The sequence below is a fragment of the Leptotrichia sp. oral taxon 879 str. F0557 genome (assembly GCF_000469385.1).
GTDB lineage: Bacteria > Fusobacteriota > Fusobacteriia > Fusobacteriales > Leptotrichiaceae > Leptotrichia > Leptotrichia mesophila.
This window is the reverse complement of sequence record NZ_KI271352.1, coordinates 12,389-26,281: the sequence shown is the minus strand read 5'-3', so window position 1 is coordinate 26,281 and position 13,893 is coordinate 12,389. Positions and strand designations below refer to the sequence as shown.

The window sequence follows — 13,893 nt, the reverse complement described above, 5'->3', positions numbered from 1 at the left end:
TTTTAACTATTTTTTACTAAGCATCTACATTCTTATCTAGTTCAATTTGTTCCCCATCTTTATCATAAAGAGCAACATCTAATCCAAGTGACTGGAATTCCTTAATTAAGACTCTAAATGATTCTGGAGCGTCTGCTTCTGGCATTGCCTGTCCTTTTACGATAGCTTCATAAGTTTTTGTTCTTCCGCTAATGTCGTCTGATTTAACTGTAAGCATTTCTTGAAGGATATTTGACGCACCGTAGGCTTCCAATGCCCAAACTTCCATTTCTCCAAGTCTTTGTCCACCAAATTGGGCTTTTCCTCCAAGTGGCTGCTGAGTAACAAGTGAATATGGTCCAATTGCTCTGGCATGCATTTTGTCCTCTACCAAATGGTGAAGTTTTAGCATATACATACGTCCGACTGTTACTGGATTGTCAAATGGCTGTCCAGTTCTTCCGTCAATCAGTTTTACTTTACCAGTTCTGCTGTATCCAGCTTCTTCCAAGTAATTTTTAACATCTTCTTCACTTGCTCCATCAAATACTGGTGTTGCAATATATTTGTCAATATCTCCAATTGCAAGTCCCAAATGCACTTCCAAAACCTGTCCGATATTCATACGTGATGGCACCCCAAGTGGGTTAAGACAAACATCTATCGGTGTTCCATTTTCTAAATGTGGCATATCTTCAACTGGTAATACTCTTGAAATAACCCCTTTGTTTCCATGACGTCCAGACATTTTATCCCCAACCATTATTTTTCTTTTTTCCGCAATATAAATTCTGATTAGTTTATTTACTCCAGCTTTCAAATCATCTCCATTTTCCTTAGACAATTCAAGTACGTCTACAACAGTTCCTTTTACTCCGTGTGGAAGTCTTAATGAAGTATCTCTTACATCTTTTGCTTTTTCCCCAAAGATTGCACGTAATAATTTTTCTTCTGCTGGTGGTTCAGTTTCCCCTTTTGGAGTTACTTTTCCAACAAGGATATCATCAGGAGTTACATGAGCTCCTATTCTTACAATTCCATTTTCATCAAGATTTCTCAAAGCTTCTTCAGAAACATTAGGAATTTCTCTTGTAATTTCTTCATCTCCTAATTTTGTAGTTCTTGCTTCAATATCAAATTCTTCAATATGAATTGATGTAAATACGTCATCTTTTCTAAGTCTTTCAGAAATAAGGATTCCATCCTCAAAGTTATATCCTTCCCAAGGCATAAATGCCAGCAAGATATTTTTACCTAATGCCAAATCTCCACCCGCAGTAGATGGTCCATCTGCAATAATATCACCTTTTTTAACTTTATCTCCCAAATCAATAATTGGTTTTTGGTGTAAGCACATTGATTGGTTAGATTTTTCAAAGTTTAATAATCTATGGTAATGTTCTTTTCCTTCTTTATCAGTTACAATAATTTTTCTTGCATCCACAAAAGTTACAGTTCCTGCTGCTTTTGAAGTAATTACTGCTCCTGAATCCACAGCAACTTTTCTTTCAAGCCCAGTTCCTACATAAGGAGCCTGCGTTTTTAATAATGGTACTGCTTGACGTTGCATATTTGAACCCATCAATGCACGGTTGGCATCATCATGTTCCAAGAATGGAATTAATCCCGCTGAAACAGATACTAGCTGTTTAGGTGATACGTCCAAAATATCAACTTTTGATTTATCAATATGCACAATTTCATCTCCATAACGGCAAACAACTTCATCAGTCAAGAAATTTCCATCTTTATCAATAGGAGTATCAGCCTGTGCGATAAACAGTCCTTCCTCTTCATCAGCTGCTAAATATCTAATATCATTAAAATCAGCTTTTCCATCATTTATTTTTACAAACGGAGTTTCTATAAATCCGTATTTATTAACTTTCCCATAAGTTGAAAGTGAAGCAATAAGTCCGATATTTGGTCCCTCTGGAGTTTCTATTGGACAAATTCTTCCGTAATGCGAGTTATGAACGTCACGCACCTCAAACCCTGCTCTATCTCTCGAAAGTCCCCCTGGTCCTAATGCTGAAATTCTTCTCTTATGAGTCAATTCTGACAATGGATTAGACTGATCCATAAATTGTGACAACTGTCCACTTCCAAAAAACTCAAGAATTAAGGCATTTAACGGCTTTGTATTTAATAAACTTTGCGGAGTCAATGTCGTAATATCTTGGATTGTCATTTTTTCTCTGACCATTTTAGACATTTTAAGCATTCCACCTTTTATTTGGATAGAAAGCAGCTCTCCAACACCTCTTACACGTCTATTTGACAAGTTGTCAATATCATCTGTAAATCCTTCTCCGCTTACAAGATTTTTTACATACTCAATAGTCTGCAAAACATCCTCTTTTGTCAATACGATTACATCAGCTGGAACATCCAGTTTTAATCTTTTGTTGACCTTGTATCTTCCAACATCTGCTAAATCGTATCTTTGAGGATTAAAGAACATCTGTTTAACAAGCGATCTGGCACTGTCTACAGTTACCAAGTCTCCTGGACGCAATTTTCTAAACACTTCAATAACAGCTTCATCACTATTTTTTGTGCTATCATGCACTAAAGCGTTTGCAATAATTCTATCTTCAGGCTTCACTTCCCAAATATTAATTACAGGCACTTTTGCATCTATTATTTTCTGAATTACAGGCATATCAATAATTTCTTCTGCTTCTGCAACAAACTCTCCTGTTTCTTCATCTAAAATATCTTCCCTTACAAAACTTCCTTCTAATCTTGAACGCAAAACTTCTTCCAGCTCAGTATCTCTATATTTTGAATAAAGTTCTGACAACTCTACTTCTTTTTCTTCAAAGAAATGATTCATAATTTCCGTATTATTTTGGAAAAAATCAACTGCTTTTAAAAATACTGGTAATAATACTTTCTTTCTTCTATCAATTTTTACATTTAAGATGTCATTTTTATCAGTTTCAAATTCAAGCCATGTTCCTTTATAAGGGATAATTTTCCCAATAAACACATCTTTTCCTGTCTGAATATTTAATTCCTTGTTAAAAGTAATTCCTGGTGATCTGTGTAATTGAGAAATAACGACTCTTTCAGCACCATTTATAATAAATGTCGCTTTATCAGTCATAAGTGGTATATCTCCGAAATGAACTAATGTTTCCTGAATCTCTCCTGTTCTCTTGTTAGTCAATTTTAATCTAACTTTTAATTGTCCAGAATATGTTTTACCTCTTTTTTTACATTCCAATTCATCATTTAAAGGTTCATCATTATCGTGAATTTCATACCATAAGTATTCTAATTTTAGTAACCCATTGCTGGATTCAATTGGAAAAATTTCATTAAAGATTGCTTCAAATCCTTTATTTTCTCTTTTTTGAGGTGGCACTTTAGTCTGTAAAAAATCTTCATAAGAATTTAATTGAAATTCTAAAAAGTGTGGCATTTCCCCTCTGTCTACTATTTTTCCGAAACTATATCTTTCAATAAGTTTGTTCATTTAAAAAATTCCTCCCTATAAAAGAACACATTCTTCTTAAATTCAAATCAAAAATTAAATTTAAAAATTCAAACTTCATCTAAAAATGTTCTCATAATTTCGATTTGTTATTTCACGTCACTTAAACTAAGCAACCTTTATAAAAACTCATATCGTTATACTATAAAAAACTAAAAAATAGACTAAAAATACTCCTGTTTTAAACATGTAAACCTCTATATTTAGCCTTAAAGTTAATTATACCAAAACCACTTTTCAGATTTGATTATTAAAAAACAACTGAATTTATCTAAAAGTAATCCTTTTCGATATTCTTTTAGAAGTAGCTTTATCGTATTATAATTATGAATTTGTTTGACTTATTTATAAAAATTAATACAAAAAAGAATAATTAATTATTCAATTTTAAAGTTTTGTAGTGGAAAAAGACACTCTCTATAATCCTTAAGAGTGTCTTCACTATTGATTTTCTTTTTACTATTTTAATTCTACAGTTGCTCCTGCACCTTCTAATTGAGCTTTTATTGCTTCAGCTTCTTCTTTAGCAACTCCTTCTTTAATTGCTTTTCCACCAGCTTCAACTAATTCTTTAGCTTCTTTAAGTCCTAATCCAGTAATTCCTCTTACTTCTTTAATTACTGCTAATTTAGCTCCTCCTGCAGATACTAAGATTACATCAAATTCAGTTTTTTCTTCAGCTGCTGCACCTCCTGCTGCTGCACCTCCTGCTACTGCTACTGGTTGAGCTGATACTCCAAATGTTTCCTCAATAGCTTCAACTACTTCTTTTAATTCTAATACAGACATAGCTTTTAAATCTTCTATAAATTGTTCTTTATTAAATGCCATTATTTTATTTCCTCCTAATTTTTTATTTATTTTTATATTTTTAAAATTATTTTATGTTTAAAATTACTCTGCTGATGCTCCAGTTTCTTTTTGTTCTGCAACATTTGTTAATGCAACAGCCAACATTCTAACTGGCGACAACAATCCATAAGCAATTTGACCAAGTAATTCGTCTCTTGATGGTAATTTAGCCAATGCTTCAACAGTTGACACGTCAACTCTTTCAGACTCCAGCAATCCACCTTTAATTGACAATTTATCTTTTAATTTTTTTCCAAAATCAAAAATTAATTTAGATGGTGCAACTCCATCTTCATATCCTAATGCAAACGATGTAGTTCCTTCTAATAAATCATCAACATTTGTATCAAATCCTGCTTCTTTCAATGCTATTTTAAACAATCTGTTTTTAGCAACGAAATATTCTACTCCTGCTTCTCTTGCAGTTTTACGAAGTTCAGTATCTTCATTAACACTAATTCCTTTATAATCAACAAATACTACCGCTTTAGCTTCTTTCAATTTTTCAACTAAACTTTTTACTGCTTCTAATTTTGCTTGTGCTGGCAATTTGTTTCACCTCCTTATAATAAAAAGCCTCTGAAACAAAAACAATAAGCCCAGAGGTATCATACTATAAAAATATCTATTATTCTAATATCTATTTGTAATAATATTTACCTCGGTAGGGTTTAAAGAACTTTCATTCTACCTACTGTCTTTGGTTATATTTATACGATTTATGTGTCACAAATCAATATGTATTATTATACAATAACTTTTTAAAAAATGCAAGTATCTTTTAAAAAATTATTTCCAAATTAAACATTTATCTAAATTACCGAATAGAAAAAATCTACTCGGTAATATTATTTTTATACTATTCAGCTACAAATGCTCCAGCCAATAATGGATCAATTTTAATTCCAGGTCCCATAGTTAATGAGATTGCAACTGTTCTTAAATATTGTCCTTTTGAAGCAGCTGGTTTTAATTTAATAATTTGATCTAAAGCAACTTTGAAGTTTTCTACGATAGCTTCTTTTGTAAAGTCAACTTTCCCAATTGGTAAGTGAATTGATCCTAATTTATCAACTTTAAACGCAACTTTTCCTTTTTTAAATTCTTGAACTGTTTGTTCAACATTTGTTGTAACTGTTCCTGATTTAGGATTAGGCATTAATCCTTTAGTTCCTAAGATTCTTCCTAATCTACCTAATTTAGGCATCATATCAGGCGTAGCAATTACCAAATCAAAATCTAACCATCCACCTTGAATTTTGTTAATATATTCATCATCTCCAGCAAAATCTGCTCCTGCAGCTAATGCTTTGTCAATATTTTCTCCACTTGTGATAGCTAAAATTCTTACAGTTTTACCTGTACCATTTGGCAATGAAACTGTACCTCTTACTTGTTGATCAGCATGTCTTGGATCTACTCCCAATCTTATTGCTAATTCTACTGTTTCCACAAATTTAGCACTTTTAGTTTCAAAAACTAATTCCAATGCTTCTTCTGGTGTGTAAACTTTCATTTTATCTACTTTTTGAGAAATGTTATTATATCTTTTTCCTCTTTTTGCCATTTATTATTTCCTCCTCTGTGGTAATTGAATTTACTAAATCTCCCACTTGTTTTACTAATCATTTAATTTTTTTATTATAGAATTATATTATCGGTTATTAAAATCTCTTTTTTATTATTCAGAAATTTTGATTCCCATGCTTCTTGCAGTTCCTGCAATAATATTCATAGCTGCTTCAACTGATCCAGCATTTAAGTCTGGCATTTTTGTTTCTGCAATTTCTTGTAATTGAGCTTTTGTTATAGTTCCAGCAACTTCTTTTAAAGAGTTTCCAGCACCTTTTTGAACTTTAGCTGCTTTTTTTAATAAATCTGATGCAGGTGGAGTTTTTAAAACAAAAGTAAAACTTCTATCTGCATAAACAGTTATTTCTACTGGAATTACAAATCCCATTTTATCTTGTGTTTGAGCATTAAATGCTTTACAAAATTCTGCAATATTTACCCCATGTTGTCCTAATGCAGGTCCTACTGGTGGTGCAGGATTCGCTTTCCCCGCTTCTAATTGTAATTTAATCTTTCCGATTACTTCTTTAGCCATTTTTCCTCCTTTGTGGTAATTGAATTTGTTAAATCTCCCACTTTTCTTTCAAATTAAAATTTCGCTAATTATTATTCTTTAATAATACTTTCGTTTTTCAGTTTTTATTTTTGACTTTTTTAATAGTCTATTTTTTCTATTTCAGTATGCTCTACTTCTACAGGAGTTAAACGCCCTAAAACTTCAAGCATTACTTTCACTTTACCATGTTCATAATCAATTTCAGAAATTTCTCCTTGTTGTCCATCAAAAGATCCACTTTTGACATTAACAACTTCACCAACTTCAAAATTAATATCTAGTCTTGGTGCTTTTTCCTCACCTTCTACATTAATACCAACTTTAGCCAGCAAATTTGAAGCTTCTTCATCAGACAACGGTATTGGATCACTTCCAACACCTACAAATCCAGTAACTCCATTGGTATTTCTTATAACATACCAAGCATCACTGTCAACACGATATCCTAATCCTAGCTCATTTTCTTCTCTAACAGAAAGCATTTCTATCATTACGTAACTTGGAAAAAGTTTTCTTGAAACTTTTACTTGTTTACCTCGCTTTTCTTCTAGCACCTCTTCTTCAGGAACTAAAATTCTAAAAACTCTATCTGTCAAGTCAAGCGACTCTATTCTTTTTTCAAGATCTGCCGCCACTTTTTTTTCATAGCCAGAATACGTATGAATTATATACCATTTTTTTTCGTATACAATTTCATCTTCAATTTTTTTCTTTGTTTCAGTCACTTTACGCGCCTCCTATAAGATTTTTCAAAACATCACTTATCTTTGCCAGCACAAAATTAAATGCTGTATCAAAAAGTAGTGTATATATCGCTATAAATGCTGTCATAAGAATCACAATTACAGTTACATGATAAACTTCTATTTTATCAGGCCAATATATTTTCTTATATTCTTCACGTAAATTCCCCAAAACTTCTTTTAAATTAAATTTACTCATGATTTTCTCCTAGAATTATTTAGGAATTTAAATAAAACCTAAACACTGACTGTATAATCATTTAACACTTGATCAATCTTTATGATATTAATTAAATTGATACTTTCAAAAAAAAATTCCCATAAAATAAAATGGCAGGCCAGGCAGGAATCGAACCCGCAACTTTCGGTTTTGGAGACCGACGCTCTACCAATTGAACTACTGACCTATCTATTTTTATGAGATTATTTGACTTCTCTATAAAGAGAATGTCTTTTAAGCACTGGATTATATTTTCTTAACTCTAATCTTTCAGGATGAGTTTTTTTGTTTTTAGTTGTAACATAATGTCTCAACTTAGTTTCAGTGCATTCTAAAATAACTTGTACTCTCATTGTTTTCTATCCCTCCCAATAAAATATTGGTATTACCAGAATAAACTAGCTCATTTATAATATCATATTCCTCTTTTTTTGTCAATACCATTTTCTTTACTTTTTTTAAACTTTTCTATTTTCTATTCTAAAATTATTTTTGAGTAATAATTGTTTTTTATTTTATTTACTATATTTAATTTATTTTAACACAGAGGTATCAAACGCCATACCTCTGTACTCACGCTCTCAAATTTCAATTTTACAGTAAAATACAAAGCTTGCTTTCAACAAAAATTATTCTAATTTCATAAGGTTATTATCAACTTAAGTATAATAGAAAAACTCAAATTAAGTTGTCTTTTACTTAAAAATTAAAATCTTACCATAATTTTAATTATTAGGATAATTTTTTTACTCCAATATAAGGATTTGCAGCAATGAGCAATCCTATGAAATAAAAAAAGAAAGAAAATTTCAAAAATTTTGCTTCAAACACAACAATTCATTTCTCTAAAATTTTATACTAATGGCGATTTCCACATTTGTCTTCGCAATAAACATATCCACTTTCATCTTTATAGTAGCATCGCACACTTCTTTTATTATATGCTACCCATTCTTTTGGACTAGCTTACTGTAATTATTGCAAGTATTACAATTAAAAATATTTTTTTAATAAATATCAACTTCCTTACAATTTTTTGTTTTATTGTAACAAATGTTTATAATATTACAATTTCAATTTTGTTATATTTTTTTTTGATTAGATTTTACTTTGTAATATAGATTTTTGTAAATTTAAAACGAGGACATTAAATCCCCGTCTTATAAAATTTATTTAGTTTTCCAGATTTCATTTTCATATTGTGCGATTGTTCTATCTGATGAAAAGAATCCTGCTTTTGCTATGTTGTTTATTACTTTTTTGTACCACAAGTCTTTGTTTTCATAGTCTTTAAACATTCTTTCTTTTGTGTTGTAGTAATCTTCAAAGTCGATTAATGTCATAAACCAGTCTTTATTTATTAATTCATTTTGAAGTCTTTCTAATCTTTCTTTATTTCCTACTTTTAATAATTTATCTGACGTTATGAAATCAACTACTTCTTTTATTCCATCTTGCTTGTAGTAATCTTTTGAAACATAACCTGATGTTTCGTATAATTTAATTATATAATCACTATTTTTTCCAAAAATGTAGATATTTTCATCGCCTACAAGCTCATGAATTTCCACATTTGCTCCATCCATCGTTCCAAGAGTCAATGCTCCATTTAGCATAAATTTCATATTTCCAGTTCCACTGGCTTCTTTTGAAGCAAGCGAGATTTGCTCAGAAATATCTGTTGCTGGAATAATTTTTTCAGCTAATCCTACATTGTAGTTTTCAACTAGGTAAACATTTAAGTATTTGTTTACTTCTGGGTCGTTGTTTATTATTTCTGATAGACAAAGTATTAAGTGGATTATGTCTTGAGCAATGATGTAGGCTGGTGCAGCTTTTCCACCGAATAATACTGTTATCTTTCTTTCTGGTAATTTTCCATTTTTAATGTCTAAATATTTTTTAATTACATACAAAGCGTTCATTTGTTGACGTTTATATTCGTGGAATCTCTTAATTTGAGTATCAATGATACTGTTTTCATCAATAACGATTCCTTGTGTATGTTGTAAGTATTTTTTCAATTTAATTTTATTTTCGTGTTTAATTTGTGATAATTTTTCATAAACATTTTTATCATCAACATATTTTAAAAGTTCTTTTAGATTTTCAGCATCTGTTAAGTATCCTGTACCAATTAATTCTTTCAAGTAGTCTGCCAAGTCTTCGTTACAGCTTTCAAGCCATCTTCTGAATGTAATACCATTTGTTTTGTTATTAAATTTGTTTGGATAAATTTCATAAAATTCTTTAAGTTCACTATTTTTCAAGATTTCAGTATGCAGATAAGCAACTCCGTTTACACTTGAAGAAAAATGAATATCCATATTTGCCATATGAACTCTATTTTGTCCATCAATAATTTGTACTTTTTCATCTGAATATTTAGCTTTTATAACTTTATCCAATTTTTTTATAATTTCAACAATATTTGGCACAACTTCTTCCAGATAGTCTAAAGGCCATTTTTCCAATGCTTCTGCCAAAATTGTGTGATTTGTGTATCCTGTCATTTTTGTTACAATTTCTGTTGCTTCTTCAAAAGAAATATTATGCTCTTCCGTCATAATACGAATTAATTCAGGGATTACCATACTTGGGTGTGTATCGTTAATTTGAACAAATGCGTAGTCTGCTAAATCGTGAATGTTGCTTCCTTTTTCAGTTGCTTCAGCAATAATCAATCTTGCTGCATTTGATACCATGAAATATTGTTGATAAATACGTAACAATTCTCCTTTTTTTGTACTATCGTCAGGATATAGGAATAATGTTAGATTTTTTTCAATATTTTCTTCATCGAATGATATTCCATTTTCTATCAAATTGTAGTCAATGCTTTCAATATCAAACAAATTCAAATAATTTTTTGTATCTTTTTCATATCCTAAAATATCAATTCTTTTTAATTTTGAATGTAAACTGAAGTTTTTGAATTTTACTTCATATCCAATATTTGTATCTCTTAACCAGCTTTGGTCTTCTATCCAGTAGTTTGCCTCAGCTTTTTGCTCATTGTTCTTGAAAACCTGCTTAAACAGTCCGCAGTGATAGTTAAGTCCAACTCCTTCTCCATTGATTCCTAAAGTTGACATTGAATCAATAAAGCACGAAGCAAGTCTTCCAAGTCCACCATTTCCTAATGAAGGTTCCACTTCTATTTCTTCAATGTGGCTCAAGTTTTTTCCTGCAGCCTTCAATTCTTCCCTTACTTCCTTATAAATCCCCAAATTAATCAAATTATTTGACAACAATTTTCCAATTAAGAACTCTGCAGAAATGTAGTATATTTTCTTTTTAGATTTATTAGGTGTTTTTTCATCTGCTCTTTCTTTAACATATTCCAGTAATTTGTAATAAATTTCTTGATTTGTCATTTCATTTAAATTTTTTTCATTTTTTTTCTGTAAAAAATCTGTAAAATTATAACTCACTGTTTTGATTATTTCCTTTCAAATAAATTTTGTTTTTTATAATAAATTTAATGGTTTAACCACTTCAAAATTGGATTATTATTATAATAAATAAATTTGTGATTTAAGCAATTTAATTATAAGTTATATCCAATTTTAAAGTTGTTTTACTATGTTGCCATATTATATAATTTATTTTAAAGTTTGTCAAGACGTTTACGTAAATGTCGAAAAGATTGGGGTATGAAAAGACTTGAAGAAAATAAAAAATATACCTCCAATTTAATTTTCAAGATTGGAGGTACAGTAATAATATTTTTTCAAAAATTTCTCAATTATGTTTTGTTATTTTACTTCTTATATGACATTTTAAATTTTTTTATTTAAAATATTTAAAAAATATTATTTTTAGTAAATTAATTACCAATATAGTCAAAAGTTTCCAAAGTTAAATTTCTATTTCCATTTCCATAAAAATACACTTTAAATACTGTTCCTTTGGAAAATTTGTAATAAGTCTGGTCAACAAGTCCTGTAAAATTAAATGTTTTTCCTGACTGAAGGCTCACACAGTTTGCGAATCTTTTGCCATCTTTTGTCATACCTCTTGAAGTTACACGACATTTTTCTACCGTTCTTAAAGTTTTTTGTGCTGCAAAACTGTAGGCACTTGCTAATATTAAAAATACAAAAATAATTTTTTTCATAATAAATCAACTCCTATTATTGTTGTTGTAATTTTTAGTTATTTGTGAAAATTTATAAATTCTACCATTGTACACCCAGCCTTTTTACAAGCTGTGCGTAATTCGCAGGAGGCATCCAATATTTTATAATTTTTTTGTTTTTATTGAACACATCCAGTGCTTTTTCCTTTTCACCTTTTTTCAAATAAACATCTATCATAATTGTATACAGTTCGTTTAATGGATGATTTATGCTATTTTCATAAATAAATTCCGGATATTTTTTTGTATCGACATTTTTATATGCTTCAATTCCTTTTTGTGCATAATTTAATATTTCTGAATAATTATCAGGATAATTATGATAAAGGAAATCTGTCATAATACGGTATCCTTCCGGATAATTAGGGAAATTTTCTACTAATTTTTGCGATATTCTTTTAAAGTTAATGTTATCAGGATTTTTTACCGGCGAGTAAAGTATTAGAAGCAGTTTATAATCATCAATTTTTGCTGTTTTATTTCTTATTTTTTCCTCTTTTTCACTGATTAAAAGTTTTCTATCATCATCATTTTCCGGCGTTCTTACAATTTCTCCTATGGTTTTATCCATTCCTTTTATTTTATAGCTGTCAAGTGAAAGAATATTTATAAACTCTATATTCTCATCATAAGGAATTTTCCATTTTTTAAGCGGATAGAAGTACTCAAATTTTACAGTCATTTCCTTTTCGATATATTTTATATCATTTTTCTTTAATTCACTTTTTAAAAAGGAAGACACTTCTTTTTCTATTATTTCCATTTGTGTCAGCCTGCTTTTTCCTTTAACTAACGAATTAAAGTCTTTGTTTTTATAAAATTTAGACATTGTATAGTTTAAATCGGGATATTTTAGTGACACATTTACATAAGCCAGCTTTATGTCCCTTCCGCTTCCGTTTTTCTGCTTTGTTAGTTCAATTTTATTTATTTTATAAGTAAGATATTTATAACTTTCCTGTGAAGTACGCCAGATATTAAACCATATTAAATGATATTCATTAACTTTTTTTGTGTCTTCATTTTTTGTCGCATTGATATAATCTTCAAAAGCCGCTATTACAGCCTTTTTATCATCATTCTCTTCAGCACTTTGGCTAATTCCGCAACTTGTTATAAACATAATTGCCAGCAAAACAAATGATATAAATCTTTTCATGATTCCTCCTGATTTTTCTAATAATAAATTTTCCTGGTTACACTAAAAATGCTATATTTTTTAACTTTTTAATCAAAAAGTAAACTATTTTTTCATATTTTCTGGAGTAGATGTCACATCTTTGGAAAATGTCATTGAAATTCCTGTATCCTGATTATACTGTACTTTTCCATTTTTTACAATAATTTCATCTGATTCCTTGCCATTTCCTACAAGAATATATCTCCCGTTGCCCTTACTTTGCATATCATAGGTTCCTGCCTTTATTATACAGTTCCCGTTAACTACATTGTTAAGGCTTATATAGGCAATATTTCCTTTTATTTCAAAATATGAATTTTCAAAACATTCCTGACCTGCCACCTTTACAGTCTGCCCTTTTGTAGTCAGCGTTTCCACATTATATTTTCCTGAAATACTGCTTTGGGAAGCTTTCCCCTTTGCTTCACATCCCATACTCATTAAAATCATTCCTGCCATCATAGTTAGATTTATTTTTTTATTTTTCATTTTTTCACCTCTGTCTGTATTTAACTATTCAAAATTTCATCAGCTATTTCTTATCCTATTAAAATAAATGTATATGTACTTTACTTCCATATAGTAAAACGAATGTCATAATTGGCATAAAAGGTATAAAAAGAAGCATACTCTGCATTATCTTCATTTTAAAAAGCCTAAATTTTACTTTTGGAATCTGCTTTTTCTGAATTATGTCTATCATGTTGTCCACAATTTCTGAGATTCTGCTATTTTCTATTATTATATCTATTTGCGAAGATCCTCCTTTTAAGTTTTTCTCAGGCACAAAACAGATTTCCTTTTTTCCATCAAGAAGATAGATGTGAGATTTAGATCTGATTATTCGAGTGCCAAATAGAGGAAATAACTCAGTACCCCAGTTATAGCCTTTAATATCCAGTAATTTTCCATTTAAATAAAAATCTTCATTTATTATCTCAAGCGTATCTTTTGTTTTTTCTTTTGGATAATAATATTTGTTCCCGTATGTTATACTTATTACAGCACAGCTAAGTAAAAGCAGTATTCCAATTTTTATCCCGGAAAACATTAATATTTCTGTTATGGTAAAGCAGATAATATTTAGAAGAACTGCTTTTTTCAGATTTTCAGACACTTCATAAAATACTCTTCCTGTTTCTGTTCTT

At 29.9% G+C, this 13,893-nt stretch carries 13 protein-coding genes, 1 tRNA gene and 1 other annotated feature; all 14 genes read right to left on the bottom strand.

The genetic code is table 11. The annotated features are described in order from the left end of the window. Window positions 1-16 precede the first annotated feature (16 nt). A complete protein-coding gene (rpoB, locus tag HMPREF1552_RS10650; protein ID WP_021745203.1) occupies window positions 17-3,463 on the bottom strand; it encodes a DNA-directed RNA polymerase subunit beta in 3,447 nt (1,148 codons plus the stop codon). Between the two features lie 477 nt (window positions 3,464-3,940). After that, window positions 3,941-4,312: a 50S ribosomal protein L7/L12 gene (rplL, locus tag HMPREF1552_RS10645; RefSeq protein WP_021745202.1), complete on the bottom strand. Its 372-nt coding sequence runs from the start codon at window positions 4,310-4,312 to the stop codon at window positions 3,941-3,943. Window positions 4,313-4,375: 63 nt separating this feature from the next. After that, the gene (gene rplJ, locus HMPREF1552_RS10640) at window positions 4,376-4,882 is read right to left on the bottom strand and encodes a 50S ribosomal protein L10 (RefSeq protein ID WP_021745201.1); all 507 of its coding nucleotides are present in this window, start codon (window positions 4,880-4,882) and stop codon (window positions 4,376-4,378) included. A 12-nt stretch (window positions 4,883-4,894) separates the two neighbouring features. Continuing rightward, window positions 4,895-5,055: a sequence feature (ribosomal protein L10 leader region), on the bottom strand. Between the two features lie 137 nt (window positions 5,056-5,192). Then, entirely contained in the window at window positions 5,193-5,900 is a 708-nt protein-coding gene (gene rplA, locus HMPREF1552_RS10635; RefSeq protein WP_021745200.1) for a 50S ribosomal protein L1, read from the bottom strand. Between the two features lie 114 nt (window positions 5,901-6,014). Further along, window positions 6,015-6,440, bottom strand: a complete 426-nt coding sequence (gene rplK / locus HMPREF1552_RS10630) for a 50S ribosomal protein L11 (protein ID WP_021745199.1) — start codon at window positions 6,438-6,440, stop codon at window positions 6,015-6,017. 119 nt (window positions 6,441-6,559) lie between these two features. After that, the gene (gene nusG / locus HMPREF1552_RS10625) at window positions 6,560-7,186 is read right to left on the bottom strand and encodes a transcription termination/antitermination protein NusG (protein ID WP_021745198.1); all 627 of its coding nucleotides are present in this window, start codon (window positions 7,184-7,186) and stop codon (window positions 6,560-6,562) included. 1 nt (window position 7,187) lies between these two features. Further along, window positions 7,188-7,403: a preprotein translocase subunit SecE gene (gene secE, locus HMPREF1552_RS10620; protein WP_021745197.1), complete on the bottom strand. Its 216-nt coding sequence runs from the start codon at window positions 7,401-7,403 to the stop codon at window positions 7,188-7,190. Window positions 7,404-7,535: 132 nt separating this feature from the next. Further along, window positions 7,536-7,611 (bottom strand) — tRNA-Trp (locus HMPREF1552_RS10615). Between the two features lie 16 nt (window positions 7,612-7,627). Next, the gene (rpmG, locus tag HMPREF1552_RS10610) at window positions 7,628-7,777 is read right to left on the bottom strand and encodes a 50S ribosomal protein L33 (RefSeq protein WP_021745196.1); all 150 of its coding nucleotides are present in this window, start codon (window positions 7,775-7,777) and stop codon (window positions 7,628-7,630) included. A gap of 816 nt (window positions 7,778-8,593) precedes the next feature. Then, a complete protein-coding gene (glgP, locus tag HMPREF1552_RS10605; protein WP_021745194.1) occupies window positions 8,594-10,858 on the bottom strand; it encodes a glycogen/starch/alpha-glucan family phosphorylase in 2,265 nt (754 codons plus the stop codon). Window positions 10,859-11,253: 395 nt separating this feature from the next. Continuing rightward, the gene (locus tag HMPREF1552_RS10600) at window positions 11,254-11,544 is read right to left on the bottom strand and encodes a hypothetical protein (RefSeq protein WP_021745192.1); all 291 of its coding nucleotides are present in this window, start codon (window positions 11,542-11,544) and stop codon (window positions 11,254-11,256) included. 61 nt (window positions 11,545-11,605) lie between these two features. Then, the gene (locus HMPREF1552_RS10595; RefSeq protein ID WP_021745191.1) at window positions 11,606-12,724 is read right to left on the bottom strand and encodes a hypothetical protein; all 1,119 of its coding nucleotides are present in this window, start codon (window positions 12,722-12,724) and stop codon (window positions 11,606-11,608) included. Window positions 12,725-12,808: 84 nt separating this feature from the next. Continuing rightward, window positions 12,809-13,234, bottom strand: coding sequence for a hypothetical protein (locus tag HMPREF1552_RS10590; RefSeq protein WP_021745190.1), 426 nt, complete (start codon window positions 13,232-13,234; stop codon window positions 12,809-12,811). 58 nt (window positions 13,235-13,292) lie between these two features. Then, window positions 13,293-13,893, bottom strand: a 601-nt coding sequence (locus HMPREF1552_RS10585) for a hypothetical protein (RefSeq protein WP_021745189.1), incomplete at its 5' end; no start/stop codon positions are given.

Coding starts and splice junctions, on each gene's coding strand:
- rplK (WP_021745199.1), bottom strand. CDS start 6,440: ATGGCTAAAGAAGTAATCGGAAAGATTAAATTACAATTAGAAGCGGGG.
- rpoB (WP_021745203.1), bottom strand. CDS start 3,463: ATGAACAAACTTATTGAAAGATATAGTTTCGGAAAAATAGTAGACAGA.
- secE (WP_021745197.1), bottom strand. CDS start 7,403: ATGAGTAAATTTAATTTAAAAGAAGTTTTGGGGAATTTACGTGAAGAA.
- rplA (WP_021745200.1), bottom strand. CDS start 5,900: ATGGCAAAAAGAGGAAAAAGATATAATAACATTTCTCAAAAAGTAGAT.
- HMPREF1552_RS10600 (WP_021745192.1), bottom strand. CDS start 11,544: ATGAAAAAAATTATTTTTGTATTTTTAATATTAGCAAGTGCCTACAGT.
- rplL (WP_021745202.1), bottom strand. CDS start 4,312: ATGGCATTTAATAAAGAACAATTTATAGAAGATTTAAAAGCTATGTCT.
- rpmG (WP_021745196.1), bottom strand. CDS start 7,777: ATGAGAGTACAAGTTATTTTAGAATGCACTGAAACTAAGTTGAGACAT.
- HMPREF1552_RS10595 (WP_021745191.1), bottom strand. CDS start 12,724: ATGAAAAGATTTATATCATTTGTTTTGCTGGCAATTATGTTTATAACA.
- HMPREF1552_RS10590 (WP_021745190.1), bottom strand. CDS start 13,234: ATGAAAAATAAAAAAATAAATCTAACTATGATGGCAGGAATGATTTTA.